Consider the following 19932-nt stretch of genomic DNA (forward strand, 5'->3'; position numbering starts at 1 on the left):
CCCGCGTTCATGGCGGGGTCGCCGAGGCCTCTTCCGGCAACGACAGCCCCTGCAGCACCCGGTCCAGCTCGGTGGGGTCCACCGGCTTGTGCAACACCGAAGCAAACAGCGTCTTGAGCAGGCCGGCATCGACCTCGTCGACATGACCACTCATCAGCACCACGGGCGGCGGCGCGCTGGTGGCCCTGATCCGCTGGGCCAGACCCACCCCGTCCAGACGCGGCATGGACTGGTCGGTCAGCACCACATCGAAGTGCTTGCCCGTCTGCGAGAACTGGCTCCAGGCCTCTTCGCCGTCGCGTGAGCGGGTGACCTGCCAGCCCTTGCGCTCCAGCAGCGCGGCCCAGGCGTGGCGCACCGACTGGTCGTCGTCCACGAACAGCAGCTGTCGCCCCTTGCCCGGCCCGCCCGGGGTGGTGACGGAGGCCACCGCCTCGTCGCGCCGGCTGGCGGGCAGGCACAGCACAAAGCACGCACCGTCCGGACCATTGACCAGGCCCAGGGACCCGTGGTGGCGCGCCATGATGCCCTGCGCCACCGAGAGGCCCAGTCCGGTGCCCCTGCCCTTGGCCTTGGTGGTGAAGAAGGGGTCGAACACCCGGTTCACATGCTCGGGCGGAATGCCAGGACCGTGGTCGCGCACCCGCAGCACCAGATAACGCCCGTCGGGGAGACCGGTGGCACCGGCGGGCAGTTCGTGGCCACGCCCGGGTGGAAACTCCACCGAACCCAGCGTGAGATCGATGCGTCCCCGGCCTTTCATGGCATCGGCCGCGTTGATCAGCAGGTTCACCAGCACCTGCTGCAGCTGTGTGGGGTCGGCATCGACCTCGTCGTCGTCGACCTCGTAATGCACCACCAGCTCGCAGTCGCGGGTCAGGCCGGCAGAGACCATGACCTTCGTCTCCTCGATCAGCGCCGCCCAGTGCAGCCGCCGCAGCCGGGGCGCGGACTGCCGGCCGAAGGCCAGCAGCTGGCGCATCAACCCATCGGCGTAGCGCGTCGACTTGAGCGCCTGCTGCAGAGCTTCGTGGCTCGGGTGCGCGCTGTCCAGGTCTTCGCTGGCCAGGCGGATCCAGCCCGTGATGGCCGCCAGCGAGTTGTTGAAATCGTGTGCGATGCCGCCGGTCAGCCGCCCCAATGCCTCGGTCTTCTGCGACTGCATGAGCTGCACCTGCAAGGCCTCCTGCTGCACATGCGACTCGCGCTGAGCCTGGGCATCGGACCGGACCCGGCCCAGCAGACCGTTGACGCCCTCGGCGAGCTGAGTGAGTTCGTCGTCGCCGGCCACCTGGACCTCGTGGCCCGCGGTGGGCCCCTCCACTGTGATGCGGTTCACGTCGTGGTGCAGCTTCTGCAGGCGGCGCAGCACCAGACGGTCCAGCAGCAGCACCAGCACCACACTGGCGAGCAAACCGGCCAGCGCCGACAGCCCCATGCCCTTCCAGGTCAGCACCCGGCCCTGCTCCTCAAGGGAACGGTCCAGCGTGAGCACCAGTTCCGCGACCGGCTGGCCCCGGTGGTCCTTGAGCACCGCGTGCAGGTCGGCGTGCTGGTTGTCGACCGGCTCGAGGTGCAGGTCCTGTCCGCGATGGTCGGGCGCGTCGAACGACAGGGTCGCCGGCGTCATCAACACCTCGGAAAAACGCGCCAGCTCGGCTTGGTCGAAACGGCGCACCATGACGATGGCCCCGACCGCGGGTTCCCCGCGGACGCCGGGCTTTTGCACCGAGGCCGCGGCCACCAGGTCCAGCTGGCCATCGGCGACGCGCAGGGTCTGGAGCGAGTGCAGAGGGTCGGGGGACGCCAGCACCTCCCGGGCCAGGGGCCTGATCGACTCGATCCGCACATCGGGCACCACCACCTTGCGGCCCTGCTCGTCCACGGTGACGCTGGCGACCAACCCGCCCTTTGCGTCGAACACCGCCACTTCGGAGATGCGCAGATACCCCAGGTTGCCCACATCGAAGTTGTCGTCCATGAACTCGGGTTTGCGCCCCTGCAGGAAGTCGACCGCGTCCACCCACTGCGCGTAGTCGCGCGCGGTGGCGCTGAGGGCCTGCACCTGCTGGTCGAGCACCCGCCGTGCCCGCTCGCCTTCGCGCTGGGCACGCTCGGCTTCGAGCTGCGCGAACGATTCGCCAACAATGTATCGGGCGCCCAGCATGGCCGAGCCGGCGGCGAGCCCGACGATGGCAAACACCAGCGCCCAGGCTTTGTATTGCAGTTTCATGGTTGTCGAACTCATCGGCGCAGCCAGTGCCGACTTGAACGCCGAGACCCGTCTCAGCGTGACAGGATTGACAACCCTGGGGGGTTTTTGCCGCAGAGGGCCGTTCTGCGGTCAGTCGAACACGATCTCGGCGCGCCGCTCGTGTGCCTGCGCCATCCAGCTGGCCAGCGCAGCATCGGTGGGGAAAAACAGCGCCCGGTCGTCCAGCTGCAGCTCGCAGCGCGCGCCGGCGCGCTCGATCATCAGCCGCACCCCCAGCCCACGGACCAGTTCACCCTGCTCGGTGTCTTCGCGCCGGGGCGGGAAGTCGCGCACCAGCTGGGCAATGGCCGGTGCGTGGCCGTTGACCGCCACACGCAGGTACTTGCCGAAACGACAGCGGGCGGCCGCCAGGTCCCAGATCTGCTGGATCTTCAGCCGCAACCCGCCGGAGAAGCGGTCCGGCTGCACGGTCGCCTGTACGACCAGCAGCTCGTCGTCCTTGAGCAGGTGTCGGTACTGGTTGATCAGGTGCTCGTCGGCACTGACCTCCAGCACGCCGCTCTTGTCGTCGAGCTTGAAGAAGGCCAGCTTGCCGCGCTGTCCGTTGATGACGCGGAAGTCCGAGACGATGCCGGCCAGGATCACCGGGTCGCGGCTTTCCTTCACGTCGGCCAGCGGCGTGCGCGCGAAGCGCCGCACCTCGCGCTCGACCTCGTCGAACAGGTGGCCCGAGAAGTAGAACCCGATGGCGGTCTTCTCGTGCGTCAGCCGCTCCTTCACACCCCAGGGCGTGGTGGTCTCGTAGGCCGGCTCCTGCGCGCTGGAACCATGGTCGTCGCCGCCCAGCATGTCGAACAGCCCGCCCTGGTGGGCGTTGGCCTGGGTGGCCGCAGCGTACTCGAAGGCCACGTCCAGCGAGGCCAGCAGCTCGGCCCGGTTGAGGTTGAGCGCATCGAAGGCCCCCGCCTTGATCAGCGCCTCCACCGTGCGCTTGTTGATGCGCTGGCGGTCCACCCGCAGGCAGAAATTGAACAGGCTGGTGAACGGGCCTTTTTCGTCGCCGTTCGGGCCTTCGCCGCGCCCTTCGCGCGCCGCAACGATGGCTTCGATCGCCTGCTGGCCCGTGCCCTTGACGGCTCCCAGGCCGTAGCGGATGAGCTTGTCGGTGACCGGCTCGAAACGGTAGCCGCCGCGATTCACGTCGGGCGGCTCGAAGGCCATGCCCATCTTGCGCGCGTCCTCCCACAACACCTTGAGCTTGTCGGTGTCGTCCATTTCCACGGTCATGTTGCCGCAGAAGAACTCGGCCGTGTAGTGCACCTTGAGCCAGGCCGTGTGGTAGGCCAGCAGCGAGTAAGCGGCGGCGTGCGACTTGTTGAAACCGTAGCCGGCGAACTTCTCCATCAGGTCGAAGACCTCGTCGGCCTTCTGTTCGCTGATGCCCTTCTCGGCCGCGCCCTTGCGGAAGATCAGGCGGTGCTCGGCCATCTCCTCGGGTTTCTTCTTGCCCATGGCCCGGCGCAGCATGTCGGCGCCGCCCAGCGAGTAGCCGCCCAGCACCTGGGCGGTCTGCATCACCTGCTCCTGGTAGACCATGATCCCGTAGGTCTCGGCCAGCACCGGCTCCACCAGGGGGTGCGGGTACTCGACCACCTCGCGCCCGTGCTTGCGCGCCACGAAGCTGGGGATCAGGTCCATCGGGCCTGGGCGGTAGAGCGCGTTCAGGGCGATCAGGTCTTCCAGCCGGCTGGGTTTGGCGTCGCGCAGCATGCCCTGCATGCCGCGGCTTTCAAACTGGAACACGGCCTCGGTCTGGCCCTTGGAGAACAGCGCGTACACGGCCTTGTCGTCCAGTGGCACGTCCTCGAAGCGGAAGTTCTCCTGGCCCTTGTGGCGCTTCATGATGAACTCGCGCGCGATCTCCAGGATGGTCAGCGTGGCCAGGCCCAGAAAGTCGAACTTCACCAGGCCGATGGCTTCCACATCGTCCTTGTCGTACTGGCTCACCGCCGACTCGCTGCCCGGCTGCTGGTAGAGCGGGCAGAAGTCGGTCAGCTTGCCCGGCGCGATCAGCACGCCACCGGCGTGCATGCCGATGTTGCGGGTCATGCCCTCGAGCTTCTGCGCCAGCTCGATCAGGGTCCTGACGTCCTCTTCCTTCTCGATGCGCTCCGCCAGGATGGGCTCCATCTCGATGGCGTAGTTGTTTTTGTCGCCCTCCTTCTTTGGGTTGGGCGGGTACTGCAGCGTCACGCTCATCCCCGGCTTGTTGGGGATGAGCTTGGAGATGCCGTCGCAGAAGCCGTAGGAGAAGTCGAGCACCCGGCCCACGTCGCGGATGGCCGCGCGCGCGGCCATGGTGCCGAAGGTGGCGATCTGGCTCACCGCGTCCTTGCCGTAGCGGTCCTTCACGTAGTCGATCACCCGGTCGCGATTGGACTGGCAGAAGTCGATGTCGAAGTCGGGCATGGAGACCCGCTCCGGGTTCAGGAAGCGCTCGAACAGCAGGTTGTACTGCAGCGGGTCGAGGTCGGTGATGAGCAGCGCGTAGGCCACCAGCGAACCGGCCCCGGAACCCCGGCCCGGCCCCACCGGGCAGCCGTTTTCCTTGGCCCACTTGATGAAGTCCGACACGATCAGGAAGTAGCCCGGAAACCCCATCTTCAGGATGGTGTTGAGCTCGAACTCCAGCCGCTCGACGTAGCGCGGGCGCTGCTCCTCGCGCTTGGCCTCGTCGGGGAAGAGGTGCTTCAGACGCCCTTCCAGTCCCTCGTAGGACACGTGGCGGAAGTACTCCTCCACCGACATGATGCGGCCGTCCACCGGCGGGATCGGAAAGTTCGGCAGCTGCGGCTTGCCCAGCACCAGGGTCAGGTTGCAGCGCTTGGCAATCTCCAGCGTGTTGGCGATGGCCGAGGGGATGTCGGCGAACAGCGCTTCCATCTGCGCCGACGACTTGAAGTACTGCTCGCGTGTGAAACGGCGCACACGCCGGTTGTTGGCCAGGATCTCGCCCTCGGCGATGCAGACGCGCGCCTCGTGCGCCTCGTAGTCGTCCTCGGCCAGGAACTGCACCGGGTGCGTCGCCACCACCGGCAGGTGCAGGCGCGCGGCGAGCTGCACCGCGGCGATCACATGGCGCTCGTCGTCGGCACGGCCCGCGCGCTGCAGCTCGATGTAGAACCGGTGCGGGAACAGGCTGGCCAGCTGCAGCGCCAGGTCGGCGGCGCGCTGCGCATCGCCCTGCACCAGCGCCTGCCCCACGGGGCCGGCTTGCGCGCCGGAGAGCATCAGCAGGCCGGCGTTGAGTTCCTCCAGCCATTCGCGCTGCACCACCGCGCCGGCCCGGCCGTCGCTGCGCGTCCAGGCGCGGGCGAGCAGCTCGCTGAGGTTGAGGTAGCCCTGCTTGTCCTGCACCAGCAGGATCACGCGCGGCGCCGGCGGCTGGTGGGCACCGGGCATGGCACCCGGCGTTTCGTCGGTGAAGCCGGCCAGCGACACCTCGGCCCCCAGCACCGGCTTGACGCCGGCCCCGCGGGCGGCCTTGTAGAACTTGACCGCACCGAACAGGTTGTTGAGGTCGGTGATCGCCAGCGCGGGCTGGCCGTCGGCCTGCGCCGCGGCCACAGCGTCGTCGATGCGGTTGGTGCCGTCGACGACGGAAAACTCGGTGTGCAGGCGCAGGTGGATGAACATCGGTGCAAACGGCCCGCGGGTGGCGGGCGGAAAAAATCAGGGCGCCTTGTCGGCGTTGTGCGCCTTCCAGGCGCGGATGGCGTCGGCGATGGTGGCCTTGTCCTCGCCGGCCAGCGCGTGGCGGCGCCAGAGGAATTCGCCCAGGAACATCAGGCCGATCAGCGGGCCGCCCAGCAGGTAGGCGAAGGTCGACCAGACCGGCGTGGGTGCCCACAGGAACAGCGCCACCGACACCAGGGCCATGACCAGGAAAAACACGCTCCAGGCGATGGTGACCCCCCGGGTGTAGACCAGTTGCCGGGCCGACAGCACCCCGCCGTGGACCAGCCGCGCCATCTGGGTCACCAGCGACTCGCCCGGCCCCCGCAGGGTGCGGCCGAACACCACCGCCATCAATATATAGACGCCGGTCTGGTCCAGAAAGAACAGCAGCGGAACGCGGGCGGTGAGCCAGGGCCAGGCGCCGACCAGCAGCACCGCCATCAGGACCAGGCCCGTCAGGCCCAGCCAGCGCGCCGGCAGGCTCCACAGGCCCAGCACCAGGGCCGTGACCACCGGCGCCAGCGCCAGGGCCGCGCCCCAGCCGGAGGGTTCGCTCTGCCCGGCCGCCATGTGCGAGGCCACGGCCCAGGCCACCGCCACCAGGGCCGCTGCCAAGCCTTTGATCCAGGGCCAAATGGAAGAGGCCGCCGGCGGGGGCAGTTCGGTCGTCGAAGGGGGCATGGGGTGGGGGGTGCGCGCCAACAGGCGCCATAGAAACGGACCTGTGATTTTACCGGGGGGTGGTGTGTCCGCGGCCCCGGGTCGGCTCCCTACAATGCCGGCCACCACCCCATCCACCGACCGATCACCGTGCCCATTCCTCCGCTTCGCGTCCGAGCCTTCACCGCCGTGTCGGCCCTGGGCGACGGCCGGGCGGCGATGCGGGACGCCATAGCGCAGGGCCGCGGCGGCCTGCGCCCACTCGGACCCCATGACTTTGGCGCCGCCCCGATGGCCGAGCCCCTGAACACCTGGGTCGGCCGCGTCGACGGGCTGGACCAGCCCTTGCCGGCGCGATGGGCGCACTGGGACTGCCGCAACAACCGCCTGGCCTGGCGGGGCCTGCAGGCGGACGGCTTTGTGGATGCGGTCGGCGCCGCGGTGCAGCGCCACAGCGCCGCTCGGGTGGCCCTGGTGCTCGGCTCGTCCACCGCCAGCATCGGCGCCACCGAGGACGCCTACCAGGCGCTCGACGCCACCGGCGTGTTCCCGCCCCAGCCCGCCAACCCGGCGTTGCACACCTTGCATTCGCTCACCGGTTTTGCGCAGGAGGCGCTGGGCCTGCAGGGTCCGGCGCTCACGGTGTCCACCGCCTGCTCGTCGAGTGCCAAGGTCTTTGCCGCCGCGGAGCGCCTGATCCGCCTGGGGCTGGCCGACGCGGCGGTCGTGGGCGGGGTCGACAGCCTGTGCGGCAGCGTGCTGTTCGGCTTCCATGCGCTGCAGCTGGTCTCGCCCGAACCCTGCCGGCCCTTCGACGAGGCGCGCCGAGGCATCAGCATCGGCGAGGCCGCGGCCTTCGCCCTGCTCGAACGCGGCAGCGGCGGCCTGCAGCTGCTGGGCCACGGCGAGTCCAGCGACGCCCACCACCTGTCCGCCCCCGACCCCGACGGCGCGGGCGCCGAGGCCGCACTGGACCAGGCGCTGGCCCGCGCCGGGCTGGGCACCGGCGACATCGGCTTCGTGCACCTGCACGGCACCGCCACGCCCAAGAACGACGAGGTCGAGGCGCGGCTGATCGGGCGGCGCTTTTCCCCTGGCACACCGGTCAGCTCCACCAAGGGCATGACCGGCCACACGCTGGGCGCGGCCGGCGCCCTGGGCGCGGTCTTCAGCCTGCTGGCGCTGGAGCACGGCCTGCTGCCCGGCACGGTGAACACCCGCGACCCCGAGGCGGGCCTCCAGGGCCGGCTGCTGCTGGCACCGCGGGAACAGCGGGTGCGCGCAGTGGCCAGCCACGCATTTGCCTTCGGCGGCAGCAACTGCGTGCTGGTGTTCGGTCGCGCCGACGGAGCGGATTCATGAGCCGGTTCAGCGCCCACATCGACGGCCTCGCGCTCTGGTCACCCACCCTGCCCGGCTGGGCCGCGGCGCGCTCCGCGCTGCGGGGCGAGGCCCCCCCGGCGGACCCGCCGTTGCCGATTCCAGCGCCCAGCCAGCTGCCACCGGCCGAGCGGCGCCGGGCGCCCCATACCGTGGCCCTGTCCCTGGCCGCCGCCCACGAGGCGGTGGCCGCCTGCGGCCACGATCCGGCACAGCTGCTGGCAGTGTTTGCCTCGGCCCATGGCGACCTGCCGGTGATCGACGAGCTGTGCCGCACCCTGGTGCACACGCCCACCCTGGTGTCGCCCACCCGGTTCCTGCACTCGATCCACAACGCGCCGGCCGGGTTCTGGAGCATGCTCACCCGCAACAGCCAGAGCAACACCGCGGTCAGCGGCGCCGCGCACAGCTTCGCCCACGGCCTGCTGGAAGCGCTGGTGCAGTGCCAGGCCGAGCAGCGGCCGGTGCTGTACGTGGCCTACGACACCGCCGCCGTCGGCGCCCTGACCAACACCACCCGCAGCCAGGGCGCACTGGCCGTGGCGCTGGTGCTGGCGCCGCAGGCCGGGCCGGCCCGCACCGCGCGGCTGGACTGGCAACTGCGCCCCGGCGCCACCGAGGCGCCGGCCGCCCGCAGCCCCGCCGCGCAGGCGCTGGGCCGCAACGCCATGGCGCCCGCCCTGCCCCTGTTCGAGGCCCTGGCCGCCGCGCAACCGGCGCGGCTGGTCTGGCCGCTGTCGGCCCACCAGTCGCTGGACCTGCTCATCGCCCCCTGAACCCCTCGGTTTCCCCGTTCCGCAGGCCGCCACAACGAAGCAATGCGGCGATACTGCCGCCATGAATCCGCAACACCCTCCCCGCGACGTCGTCATCCTCGGTGGTGGACTGGCCGGCCTGACGCTGGCCCTGCAGCTGCGCCAGCGCGAGCCCGACCTGGACATCCTGGTGCTGGAGCGCCGCGCAGGCCCGGCGCCCGAAGCCGCCCACAAGGTGGGTGAATCGACGGTCGAGGTCGGTGCGCACTACTTCGACAAGGTCGTGGGGCTGGGCGATCACCTGCGCGAGCGCCACCTGCGCAAGTTCGGTTTCCGCTTCTTCTTCTCCGAAGGCCGGCGCGACCTGGACCAGGTGACCGAGATCGGCGCCAGCCGCCACCTCTCCGTGCCCAGCTACCAGATCGACCGCGGCATCTTCGAGAACTTCCTGGTCGAAGAGGCCCGCCGCCGCGGCATCGAGGTGATCGAGGGCTCCATGGTGCGGCAGATCCACCTGGCCGAGTCGTCCGCCGACCCGGCCGCCCTGCACCGGGTGGGCTACTCGCTGGGCACATCGCCACACGAGGTGGACAGCCGCTGGGTGGTCGACGCCTGCGGCCGCGCCGGCCTGATCAAGCGCAAGCTCGGTCTGGCGGAGCCGAACAACCACGCCGCCCACGCGATCTGGTTCCGGATCAAGGACCGCATTGAGATCGACCGCTGGACCGACAACGCCGAGTGGCGCGGGCGCTGCGACCCGCCGGCGCGCTGGCTCTCGACCAACCACCTGGTCGGTGCGGGCTACTGGGTCTGGCTGATCCCGCTGTCTTCGGGCTCGCACTCGGTCGGCATCGTGGCCGACCCGGCCATCCACCCGCTGGACACCATGGACACCTTCGAGAAGGCCATGGACTGGTTCCAGACCTACCAGCCGCTGCTGTTCGACGAGCTGGACGGCAAGCGCCACCTGCTGCAGGACTTCGCCTTCTTCAAGCGCTTCTCCTACGGCTGCAAGCAGGTCTATTCGGCCGACCGCTGGGCGCTGACCGGCGAGGCCGGGCTGTTCCTCGACCCCTTCTATTCACCAGGCAGCGACTTCATCGCCATCAGCAACACCTACATCACCGAGCTGGTCAGCATGGACCGGCGCGGCGAGCGCCTGGGCGCGCGGGTGCAGGTGTTCGACCAGCTGCTGCACTCGTTCTACGAGAGCACGCTGGCGCTCTACCAGGACCAGTACCCGATCTTCGGCGACCCCGAGGTGCTGCCGGTCAAGGTGATCTGGGACTACACCTACTACTGGGGCGTGCTGGCGCAGTTCGTCTTCCACGACCGGCTGGCCGACCTGTCGTCGCTGGCCGCACTGCGCACCGAGCTGGCGCAGTGCCAGGCGCTCAACCGAGCGGTGCAGGACTTCCTGCGCGCCTGGTCGGTGGTCAGCGAGAAGCGCAACCCCGCGGTGATGCTGGACCAGGCCGCCCTGCCCTGGTTCGCCGAACTCAACCGCAGCCTCAACGACACACTGGACGCCGCCGGCTTCGTGGCCCGCATCCGCGCGTCCAACGCCCAGTTGCACACGCTGGCCGGGCAGATCCTCGGTCGCGCCCTGGCCGACCATCCGGGGCTCGACACCGGCGCGCTGGGCCGGCTGGTGGCGCCCGACCCGGCCGCCAATGACCCGGCCCGCGCCCTGCTGCCGGGCCGGCTGCCCGAGCCGGTCGGCTGAGGGCGACGGACTATGATGCGGGGCTTCCGCCGGCACCCGCCCGGCGGCTTCCGCATTGCATTCCGAATCCCACGCCATGAACACACCGGTCCCGGGCAGCGTCAGCGCCCCTTCCTGCGATGTGCTGGTCATCGGCGGCGGCCCGGCCGGCTCCACGGTGGCCAGCCTGCTCGCCGAAAAAGGCCACCAGGTGGTGCTGCTCGAAAAGGCCCACCACCCGCGCTTTCACATCGGTGAATCGCTGCTGCCCGCCAACCTGCCGCTGTTCGAACAGATGGGCATTGCCGACGAGATCAAGGCCATCGGCATGCACAAGCCGGGTGCGGAGTTCGTCTCCATGGAGCACGGCCGCGCCCAGACCTTCTATTTCGCCGACGCCTGGGACAAGTCCATGCCCGCCGCCTACCAGGTGCGGCGCGCCGACTTCGACCACATCCTGTTCCGCCATGCGCGCAACAAGGGCGCTTTGGCGCTGGAGGGCGTCAAGGTCACCGGGGTTGAATTCCTGGACGGCGGCGGCGCCCATGTCAGCGCCATGGACGCGGATGACCAGGCGGTGCGCTGGCACGCGCGCTTTGTGGTCGACGCCTCCGGGCGCGACACCTTCCTGGCCAACCGCTTCCGCATCAAGCACCGCAACCCGCGCCACAACAGCTCGGCCCTCTACGCCCACTTCCACGGCGCCGACCGCGGTGAAGGAGAGGAAGAAGGCAACATCCGCATCTTCTGGTTCGCGCACGGCTGGTTCTGGTTCATCCCGCTGACCAACGGCACCACCAGTATCGGCATGGTCACCTGGCCGTACCACATGAAGTCCAAGGGCGCGCGCAGCCTGCAGCAGTTTCTGATGGACAACATCGCCACCTGCCCGCCGCTGGCCGAACGCCTGGCCACGGCCACGCAGGTGAGCCCGGTGGAGGCCACCGGCAACTTCTCTTACGTTTCCGAACGCAACCACGGCCAGAGCTACCTCCTGCTCGGCGACGCCTATGCCTTCATCGACCCGGTGTTCTCCTCGGGTGTCTGGCTCGCCATGCACAGCGCGGTGGTGGGCGCCGACACCATCGACACCTGCCTGCGCCAGCCGCAGCGGGCCACTGCCGCGCTCAAGCGTTTCGACCGGGTGATGCGCCACGGGCCCAAGGAGTTTTCCTGGTTCATCTACCGCGTCACCAATCCGATCATGCGCGACTTCCTGATGGGTCCGAAGAACGTGTTCCGCGTCAAGGAAGCCATCCTGTCGGTGCTGGCAGGCGACGTGTTCGGCAGGACCCCGATCTGGCGCTCGATCCTCATATTCAAGGCGATGTACTACATCGCCAACATCACCCAGCCCCGGCGCGCGTTCAAAGCCTGGCAGCGGCGCCGCTTCAACATCCGCAAGGTGGACGACCCCGCCATGTACAACGCATGAAGACCCTGCTCCGCCTCGCGTCCGCACCCGGCATGGCCGGCCTGCTCCTGGGCCTGGGGACCACCGCCCCGGCCCAGGGCGCGGAAGACAAGCCGCTGTGGGAAGCCGGCGCCGGTGTGGCGGCGGTGAGCTTTCCGGCCTACCGCGGCTCTGACCAGCGCCAGGCCTTCGTGCTGCCCACCCCCTACTTCGTCTACCGCGGCGAGTTCCTCAAGGCCGACCGCGACGGCGTGCGCGCCGAGCTGTTCGATTCCGACCGCGCCGAGCTGACGGTCTCGGCCGCGTTGTCGCCGCCGGCGTCGAGTGAGGACATCCGGGCGCGCGCCGGCATGCCCGACCTGCGCGCCAACTTCGAGGTAGGCCCGCAGCTGAACCTGACCCTGTGGCAGACCGAGGGCAAGGCGCGCCAGCTCAAGCTGCTGCTGCCGCTGCGCGCCGCCTACACGCTGGAACGCAACCCGAAGAGCCTGGGCTGGGTGCTGCACCCCAAGCTCAACCTGGATCTCACCGACCTGTCCGGTCTGCCGGGCTGGAACGTCGGCCTGCAGGCCGGCCCGCTGTTCGGCGACCGCAAGCAACACCAGTACTTCTACGGCGTCGATGCCGCCTACGCCACCGCCGACCGCGCGGCCTACCGGGCCAGCGCCGGCTTCGCCGGCATGCAGTACCTGGTGGGCGTGTCCAAGCGCTTCGGCAACCAGTGGGTGGGCGCCTTCCTGCGCTACGACAGCCTGCGCGGCGCGGCGTTCGAGGCCAGCCCGCTGGTGCGCACGCGAAACTACGTGGCCGGCGGTGTGGCGGTGTCCTGGGTCCTGGGCGAATCGAGCGAGCACGTACCGGTCGATGAATGACACGCTGCGGCCACGTGGTCCGCTGTGGACCCTGTACGAGCACCTGGCCATGCACCTCGGCCTGGGGGCCCTGGCGCTGCTCTGCCTGACCTGGCTGCCCTTTGCCATGCTGCTGCACCCGCTGCTGCCGCGGCCCGTGGGCCAGCGGCTGGGCCGGCGCGTGATCGCGGCGGGTTTCCGCTTCTACCTGGGCCTGCTGCAGCGGCTGTGCGCCTGCCGCTTCGACCTGTCCGAGATCGAGGGCCTGCGCCATGAGCGCGGACTGGTCATCGCCGCCAACCACCCCTCGCTGCTCGACGCGGTGATCCTGGTCTCGCAGCTGCCCGATGCGATCTGCGTGATGAAGGCCAGCCTGATGGACAACCCGCTGTTCGGCTCGGCCGCACGGCTGGCGCGCTATGTGCGCAACGACGGCATCCTGCAGATCATCGCGGGGGGCTGCGAAGCGCTGCAGCAGGGCACCCACCTGGTGCTGTTCCCCGAGGGCAGCCGCACCGTGCACTTCCCGGTCGACCCGCTGCAGCCCACCACGGGCATGATCGCCCGCCGCGCCGGTGTCCCGGTGCAGACCGTGCTGCTGGACTTTTCCACCGCCTATCTGGGCAAGGCCTGGCCGCTGCTGCGCCCGCCGGTGCTGCCGCTGACCGTGAAGGCCCGCCTGGGCCGGCGCTTCGATGCCCCCACCGACCACATGGCCTTCACCACCGAGCTGGAGGCCTATTTCCGCCGCGAGGTCCAAGCGCCCGCCGCCCCAACCGCATGACCGCTTCTCCTTCGAGCACCCACCTGGTCCTGATCCCCAGCTACAACCCCGGCCCGGGCGTGCTGGACACCGTGCGCCAGGCCCGCGCGCAATGGACACCCGTGTGGGTCGTCGTCGACGGCAGCACCGACGGCACCGACCGGCTGCTGCAGGCCGAAGCCGCCCGCGACCCCGGGCTGCGCGTCATCGTGCTGCCCCACAACCAGGGCAAGGGTTCGGCCGTGCTCGCCGGCATCGAACAGGCCGCGCGCGAGGGCTTCACCCACGCGCTGACCATGGACTCCGACGGCCAGCACCCGGCCGACCTCATTCCGACCTTCATGGCCGCCTCGCAGCGCGACCCGGGCACGATGGTGCTGGGCAAGCCGGTGTTCGGCCCCGAGGCGCCGGCCCTGCGCGTCAACGGCCGCAAGGTCTCCAACGGCTGGGCCAACCTGGAGACGCTGTGGATGGGCGTGGGCGATTCGCTCTACGGCTTTCGCGTCTACCCCATCGCGCCACTGGCGAAGATCATGCGCGGCAACCGCTTCATGCGCCGCTTCGACTTCGACCCCGAGGCCGTGGTGCGGCTGTGCTGGGCCGGCGTGAGGCCGCTCAACATCGACGCCCCGGTGCGCTACCTCAGCGCGGAAGAAGGCGGCGTCTCCCACTTCAAATACCTGCGCGACAACACCCTGCTGACCTGGATGCACACCCGCCTCTTCATCGGCTTCGTGCTGCGGCTGCCCCTGCTGGTCTGGCGGCGTCTTTTTGGATCGGAACACTGACATGAACAACCCCAGCAAGGGGAAAGGCGCCCTCAAGGACGACCCGCGCCTGCGCCCCTATTTCAAGAGCGAGGGCGAGCGCCGCGCCCTCACCCAGACCATGTTCAACCAGGCGGCCGGCGGCTACGACAGCGCCGAGAGCCTGACCGCCCTGGGCAGTGGCGCCTGGTACCGGCGCGACGTGCTCAAGCGCAACGGCCTGTCCGCCGGCATGACGCTGGTGGACGTGGCGGCCGGCACCGGACTGGTCACGGTGGCCGGGGTCGAGCTGGTCGGCCCGACGGGCCGGGTGATCGCGGTCGACCCCTCGCCCGGCATGCTGGCCGAGCTGCGCAAGAAGGTGTCGGTGGAGACCATCGAGGCTTTCGGCGAGGCCATTCCCCTGCCCGACGCGCAGGCCGACTTCGTGTCCATGGGCTATGCCCTGCGCCATGTCGACGACCTGGACAAGGTCCTGTCCGAGTACCTGCGCGTGCTCAAGCCCGGTGGCAAGGTCTGCATCATGGAAATCAGCCGCCCGCGCGGCCGCCTGCTGCGCGGCCTGCTGCGCTTCCACATCTCGGTGCTGGTGCCGCTGATGGCGCGGCTCACCGGCCGGCACGCCGACGTGCAGAAGCTCTGGGCCTACTACGGCGACACCATCGAGGCGGCGCTGGACCCCGAGACCATCATGGACGCGCTGCGGCGCGCCGGCTTTGCCGATGTGGGCTGCTCGGTGTCGCTGGGCATCTTCCGCGAGTACACCGGGGTGCGCCCGGCATGAACACCACCGAGATCTTCCTGATCGCGATGCTGATCATCTTCAGCCTGCCCTGGCTGGTCTGGAGAGTCTTCAACACCGACTACTTCGCACCGCTGGTGGTGGTGCAGATCATCATGGGCATCCTGCTCGGGCCCGGGGTGCTGGGCAAGTGGTCGCCCGAGTACTACCAGTTCGTGTTCACGCCCGCGGTGGTGCAGTCGCTCAACGGCATCGCCTGGTGGGCCGTGATGCTGTTCGTGATGATCGCCGGCGTCGAGCTGGACCTGGCCCAGGCCTGGAAGCACCGGCGCGAGAGCGGCATCACCGCCGGCCTGGCGCTGGGTGTGCCGCTGCTGCTGGGCTGCGGCGCCGCGCTGGTGCTGCTGCAGTTCCCGGGCTGGATGGGGCCGCTGGCGCAGGACTGGCAGTTCATCACCGGCGTGGGCATGGCCTGCGCGGTCACCGCGCTGCCGATCCTGATCCTGCTGATGGAGAAGCTGGAGATCCTGCGCCACCCGCTGGGCCAGCGCATCCTGCGCTACGCCAGCCTGGACGACATCGCGATCTGGGGCGTGCTGGCGCTGATCCTGATGGACTGGAGCCGCATCGGCAAGCAGGTGGTCTTCCTGATCGCCTTTGTGGTGCTGGGCTGGGGCTTCCGGCGCCTGATGGCCTGGCTGCAGGAGCGCGACCGCTGGTACGTGGCACTGATCTGGCTCGCGGCCTGCGGTTTCGGTGCCGACTGGGCCGGCCTGCACTACATGGTGGGCGCCTTCCTGGCCGGCGCCATCATGGACGCGCACTGGTTCAACCAGGACAGGCTCGACCAGCTGCGCCACCACGTGCTGCTGGTGATGATGCCGGTGTTCTTCCTTTCCACCGGCCTGCGCACCAACTGGGCTGTCGGCGGCGCCGAGGTGTTCGCCGCGGCGGCGCTGCTGCTGTTCGTTTCCGTGGCGGGCAAGCTGATCGGAGTGCGCATCGCGGGCCGCGTGCTGGGCTGGGGCCCGGGCGAGGCCAGCGTCATTGGCTGGCTGCTGCAGACCAAGGCGCTGATCATGATCATCTTCGTCAACATCCTGCTGGACAAGCAGGTCATCACCAGCGAGACCTTCACCGCCCTGCTGCTGATGGCTGTGGCCAGCACCATGCTGACGGTGCCGGTGGTGGCGCCGAGGATGTCGGCGCACCGCTGAACGCGGGCCCGATCAGCTGCGCGCGCAGCCCACGCGCTCGACGCTGATCGCGCCCATGACCGACACGCCGCGCCCGGCGTTGTCGCCCAGCACCGAAGTGCCCGAGGTGGCCGACGCGAGGCGGGCGTCGCAGTGCAGCTTGATGCGCAGCCCGCCGCCCACGTTGACCGCCGCGCGCAGGCAGTACCAGCCGTTGGGGTTGAGCAGTTCCATCTCGCTCTCGCCCAGCACGTTCACGCCCGGCTGCACGACCACGAGGACGGGAAAGTCGGTGACCTCGCGGTCGGCCACCGACGAGCCGCGCCCCAGCACCCGCACCGCGCCCGACACCGTGCGCAGCGGCGGCGTGTCGGTGAACGGGTGCTGGCTGCCCCAGGCCCGCATACAGGCCTGGGCGGCACTCTGCACGGTGTCCGTCTCCTGGGCGTGGGCCGAGGTGGCCGACACCCATGCCGACAGGGCCAGCACACAGGCTGTGACAGGCAAGGACAGGAAACGCTGCTTCATGGCTCGGACACTCCTTGGATGCTTCAGATCATCGCGCCATTGATCGAAATCACCTGTCCCGAAATGTAGCCAGCCTGGTCCGAGGCGAGGAAGGCCACCAGGTGCGCCACCTCGGCCGGCTGGCCGACGCGCTGCATCGGCACCATGCGCTTGACGGCGTCGGCGTCGAAGCTGCCTTCGATCATGCCGGTGGCGATCAGGCCGGGTGCGACCACGTTGACCGTCACGCCGCGACTGGCCAGCTCCAGCGCCAGCGACTTGCTCGCCGCGTGCAGCGCGCCCTTGGCGGCCGAGTAGTTGACCTGCCCGCGGTTGCCGGCCACCGCCGCCACCGAGGACACGCTGACGATGCGGCCCCAGCGGGTGCGCATCATCGGCATGGTCAACGGCTGGGTGACGTTGAAGAAGCCGTTGAGGGACACGTCCAGCACCCGGTCCCACTGTTCGCCGGTCATGCCGGGGAACACCGCGTCGTCGTGGATGCCGGCGTTGTTGACCAGGATCTGGATCGGCGCGACCTCGACCAGCGCCTCCAGCACCGCGGCGGTGGCGGCGCGGTCGGTGATGTCGAAGGCCACGGCCTCGGCGCTGCCGCCGGCCGCGTTGATCTTTTCAGCCAGGGCCTGGGCTTTTTCAAGACCGCGGTTGGCGTGCACGATGACGTGGTGGCCGTCGGCCGCGAGGCGCTCGCAGATGGCGGCGCCGATACCGCCACTGCCACCGGTGACGAGGGCGCGGCGGCGTTTGCTGTCTGTGTTCATAGGGACTGGGCATCGAGCACCACGGAGGCGCGGCCGTCGAGCAGGCAGCGCTCGCCGCAGTGGAGGGTGAACTGGTAGAGGATCAGGCGCGCGTCACCCGACAGGCGCTCGGCCGTGATGGTGAGCGGGCCACCCACGTCGTCGAGACGGTCGGTGTGCAGGCTCAGACCGCGCACGCTGGTGAGGTAGCCCTGTGTGGGGGCCGCGTCGCTCGGTGCCAGCAGCGCGCCGTGCACCGCCATGGCCTGCGCCGCGTACTCGACGCCGATAGCCGCGCCCAGGCGGCCCGCATCGCGCAGCGGATTCGCCGGATCGGTGTGGCTGACCGCCTCGCAGACAATGCGCTGTTCGCTCCATTCGAGCACGCGGTCCAGCAGGCACATGCTGCCCTGGTGCGGGATGTGGGCCGCGATCCAGCCGTGGTCCAGCGGCGCGCTCAGCACGGCCGCCACCCCACCCGCAGCTGCATGGGCGCGAGGTAGTCCAGGACCACCTCGCCGCCCTGCCCGGCCGCCACGCGGCGCAGCAGCGGCAGCGCGCGCATCGCGGGGATGGACGTGCGCAGCGCCTCCAGCGAGGCCCCGGGCATCGGCTCGGCGGCCTCGGTGGTCGGCGCCACGGTGAGCACGCCCAGCGCGCCCTCGGCCTCTGGCGAGAGCAGCAGCGCCACGGCGCCGCAGTCGGGCGTGTCGCGCTTGGCGCGCAGCGGCTCGGGGTACTCGCTGTCGTAGGCGATCAGCAGCACCGGCTGGCCATCCACCGCCACCTGCGCCAGCGCGTCCAGCAGGCCCGCGCCGAAGCTGGCGTCGTAGGCGCCGATCACCTGGCACGGCGCCATCGCGCGGGTGGCAATGCCCCAGTAGCCGGCGGCCGCGTTGTGCACCGAGTTGTGGAAGCGCGTGGGCGAGATCTGGCGGTCCTCGCCCGCCAGCTGTTCGCACAGCGCGTGGCAGTTGTGGCCGTCGGCGCCCGAGGCGGAAAACACCGTCGCCAGCGTCGACGCGTCGGCGCCGGCCTGCTTCACCGCCTCCAGGCCCGCGCCCAGCGAGAGCTTGATGACGCGGCTGGCGCGGCGGCGCTCTGCCGGCGGCAGCAGCTCGGGCACGGGCAGCACGGTGGGGGCCGGCGTGTGGGGCTGCTCACCGCGCAGCACGGCGGCGGCGCTGGCCCAGTCGGTCAACCCGGGGGCGATCAGGCCGATGCCGGTGACGAAAGCTTGCAGTGGTTGCATGGTCGTGCGGTTCATGCTGCGACTCCCAGCACCAGGCTGCAGTTGCTGCCGCCAAAACCGAACGAGTTGCTCAACGCATGGCGCAGCGGTCGGTCTTCACCTCGCAACTGGTAGCGGATCGGGATCGACGGGTCGAGCGCGCCGGTGCCCGGGCTGCCGGGCAGACGGCCATCGGTCAGCGCCATCGCGCAGACCAGGGCCTCGATGGCGCCAGCGGCGCCCAGGGTGTGTCCCATGTAGCCCTTGGTGGAGTTGCCCGGCACGGAGTCGCCGAACAGCGCGGCCACGGCCTTGCCCTCGGCGGCGTCGTTGGCCGGCGTGGAGGTGCCGTGCAAGTTGATGTAGTCGATGTCAGAGGCCACAAGACCGGCCGAGCGCAGCGCGGCCTCCATCGCCAGCCGCGCGCCAAGGCCCTCGGGGTGCGGCGAAGACATGTGGTACGCGTCGCTCGATTCGCCCACACCCAGCAGCTTCACCGTGCCCGAAGCGGGCGATGCGCTGCGCTCCAGCAAGGCGAAGGCCGCGCCCTCGCCGATGGAGATGCCGTCGCGCGATGCGTCGTAGGGCCGGCAGGGGTTCTTCGACGTGAGCTGCAGCGAGGCGAAGCCGTAGAGCGTGGTCAGGCACAGCGTGTCGACACCGCCGACGATGGCCGCGTCGATCGTGCCCAGCGCCAGCTGGCGCGCGGCGGCGGCAAACACCTTGGCGCTGGACGAGCAGGCGGTGGAGATCGCCATCGCCATGCCAGTGAGGCCGAAGTGGTCGCGCGTGAACTCGGCCAGCGAGAACGCGTTGTGCGTGGTGCGGTAGTGGAAGTCGTCGGGCAGCGCGCCGGTGGCGGGATCGCGGTGGCGGTAGGCCAGCTCGGTCTGCAGGATGCCGGCGGTGCTGGTGCCCAGGAACACGCCGACGCGGTCCGCGCCGTAGCGTGCAACGGCCTCGCGCACGCGGTCGCCAAAACCGTCGGTTTCCAGACCCATGAGCGTGAGGCGGTTGTTGCGGCAGTCGTAGCGGGCCAGCGCCTCGGGCAGGCGCTGCTCGTCGACGCCGGCGACCTCGCCGATCCAGGTGTCGAGCCGCACCGTCTCGAAGGTGCACGGCGCCAGCGCCGAGCGTTCGGCGCGCAGGGCCTCGCGGGTGGCGTCGATCCCGCGGCCGAGGCAGGTGGTGAGGGTGTAGGCGGAAAGCGCGAGCGGGGTCATGGGGCGCAGTGTAGGAAAACCGCC

17 protein-coding genes are annotated in these 19932 nt (G+C 69.9%); 9 read left to right on the forward strand and 8 right to left on the reverse strand.

The window, feature by feature from the left end; translation table 11 throughout:
* Positions 1 to 7: 7 nt before the first annotated feature.
* The 3 genes from DD542_RS08135 to DD542_RS08145 all read right to left on the reverse strand — a co-directional run bounded on the left by DD542_RS08135 (position 8) and on the right by DD542_RS08145 (position 6634).
* Complete coding sequence (locus tag DD542_RS08135; protein ID WP_164868368.1) at positions 8 to 2233, reverse strand: ATP-binding protein; 2226 nt, start codon at positions 2231 to 2233, stop codon at positions 8 to 10.
* Positions 2234 to 2344: 111 nt separating this feature from the next.
* On the reverse strand, positions 2345 to 5911 hold the full coding sequence (dnaE, locus tag DD542_RS08140; RefSeq protein ID WP_127804969.1) for a DNA polymerase III subunit alpha: 3567 nt from the start codon (positions 5909 to 5911) through the stop codon (positions 2345 to 2347).
* Between the two features lie 36 nt (positions 5912 to 5947).
* Positions 5948 to 6634, reverse strand: a complete 687-nt coding sequence (locus tag DD542_RS08145; RefSeq protein ID WP_127804971.1) for a hypothetical protein — start codon at positions 6632 to 6634, stop codon at positions 5948 to 5950.
* A 123-nt stretch (positions 6635 to 6757) separates the two neighbouring features.
* Here DD542_RS08145 and DD542_RS08150 point away from each other — a divergent pair, with 123 nt between their 5' ends.
* The 9 genes from DD542_RS08150 to DD542_RS08190 all read left to right on the forward strand — a co-directional run bounded on the left by DD542_RS08150 (position 6758) and on the right by DD542_RS08190 (position 16207).
* Positions 6758 to 7975 carry a beta-ketoacyl-ACP synthase gene (locus DD542_RS08150; protein ID WP_206610815.1) on the forward strand — a complete coding sequence of 406 codons (1218 nt, stop codon included), beginning with the start codon at positions 6758 to 6760 and terminating at the stop codon, positions 7973 to 7975.
* Complete coding sequence (locus DD542_RS08155; protein ID WP_127804973.1) at positions 7972 to 8769, forward strand: beta-ketoacyl synthase chain length factor; 798 nt, start codon at positions 7972 to 7974, stop codon at positions 8767 to 8769. The genes DD542_RS08150 and DD542_RS08155 overlap by 4 nt, the downstream gene beginning before the upstream one ends.
* Before the next feature lie 61 nt (positions 8770 to 8830).
* Complete coding sequence (locus DD542_RS08160) at positions 8831 to 10474, forward strand: tryptophan 7-halogenase (RefSeq protein WP_127804975.1); 1644 nt, start codon at positions 8831 to 8833, stop codon at positions 10472 to 10474.
* Positions 10475 to 10550: 76 nt separating this feature from the next.
* Positions 10551 to 11888, forward strand: a complete 1338-nt coding sequence (locus tag DD542_RS08165) for an NAD(P)/FAD-dependent oxidoreductase (protein ID WP_127804977.1) — start codon at positions 10551 to 10553, stop codon at positions 11886 to 11888.
* Positions 11885 to 12739: a MipA/OmpV family protein gene (locus DD542_RS08170; RefSeq protein WP_127804979.1), complete on the forward strand. Its 855-nt coding sequence runs from the start codon at positions 11885 to 11887 to the stop codon at positions 12737 to 12739. Before DD542_RS08165 ends, DD542_RS08170 begins: the two co-directional genes overlap by 4 nt.
* Entirely contained in the window at positions 12732 to 13502 is a 771-nt protein-coding gene (locus DD542_RS08175; RefSeq protein WP_127804981.1) for a lysophospholipid acyltransferase family protein, read from the forward strand. The genes DD542_RS08170 and DD542_RS08175 overlap by 8 nt, the downstream gene beginning before the upstream one ends.
* The gene (locus DD542_RS08180; RefSeq protein WP_127804983.1) at positions 13499 to 14269 is read left to right on the forward strand and encodes a glycosyltransferase family 2 protein; all 771 of its coding nucleotides are present in this window, start codon (positions 13499 to 13501) and stop codon (positions 14267 to 14269) included. Before DD542_RS08175 ends, DD542_RS08180 begins: the two co-directional genes overlap by 4 nt.
* Before the next feature lies 1 nt (position 14270).
* Complete coding sequence (locus tag DD542_RS08185; RefSeq protein ID WP_127804985.1) at positions 14271 to 15032, forward strand: class I SAM-dependent methyltransferase; 762 nt, start codon at positions 14271 to 14273, stop codon at positions 15030 to 15032.
* Positions 15029 to 16207 carry a cation:proton antiporter gene (locus tag DD542_RS08190; protein ID WP_127804987.1) on the forward strand — a complete coding sequence of 393 codons (1179 nt, stop codon included), beginning with the start codon at positions 15029 to 15031 and terminating at the stop codon, positions 16205 to 16207. The genes DD542_RS08185 and DD542_RS08190 overlap by 4 nt, the downstream gene beginning before the upstream one ends.
* Before the next feature lie 12 nt (positions 16208 to 16219).
* On the opposite strand, the gene DD542_RS08195 is transcribed toward DD542_RS08190, so the two are convergent.
* Genes DD542_RS08195 through DD542_RS08215 form a run of 5 tightly spaced genes read right to left on the reverse strand, consistent with a single transcriptional unit; the run spans position 16220 to position 19908 of the window.
* The gene (locus tag DD542_RS08195; protein WP_079367198.1) at positions 16220 to 16714 is read right to left on the reverse strand and encodes a hypothetical protein; all 495 of its coding nucleotides are present in this window, start codon (positions 16712 to 16714) and stop codon (positions 16220 to 16222) included.
* A gap of 23 nt (positions 16715 to 16737) precedes the next feature.
* Positions 16738 to 17475, reverse strand: coding sequence for a 3-oxoacyl-ACP reductase FabG (gene fabG / locus DD542_RS08200; RefSeq protein ID WP_079367197.1), 738 nt, complete (start codon positions 17473 to 17475; stop codon positions 16738 to 16740).
* Positions 17472 to 17927 (reverse strand): hotdog family protein, encoded by a 456-nt coding sequence (locus DD542_RS08205; protein WP_079367196.1) that lies wholly within the window; start codon positions 17925 to 17927, stop codon positions 17472 to 17474. The genes fabG and DD542_RS08205 overlap by 4 nt, the downstream gene beginning before the upstream one ends.
* Positions 17912 to 18721: a beta-ketoacyl synthase chain length factor gene (locus DD542_RS08210; protein ID WP_079367195.1), complete on the reverse strand. Its 810-nt coding sequence runs from the start codon at positions 18719 to 18721 to the stop codon at positions 17912 to 17914. Before DD542_RS08210 ends, DD542_RS08205 begins: the two co-directional genes overlap by 16 nt.
* Positions 18718 to 19908: a beta-ketoacyl-[acyl-carrier-protein] synthase family protein gene (locus DD542_RS08215; protein ID WP_127804989.1), complete on the reverse strand. Its 1191-nt coding sequence runs from the start codon at positions 19906 to 19908 to the stop codon at positions 18718 to 18720. Before DD542_RS08215 ends, DD542_RS08210 begins: the two co-directional genes overlap by 4 nt.
* Positions 19909 to 19932: the final 24 nt, after the last annotated feature.

Origin of the sequence: Hydrogenophaga sp. NH-16, from assembly GCF_004006415.1 — a bacterium.
In the GTDB taxonomy this organism is placed as follows: Bacteria; Pseudomonadota; Gammaproteobacteria; order Burkholderiales; family Burkholderiaceae_C; genus Hydrogenophaga; species Hydrogenophaga pseudoflava.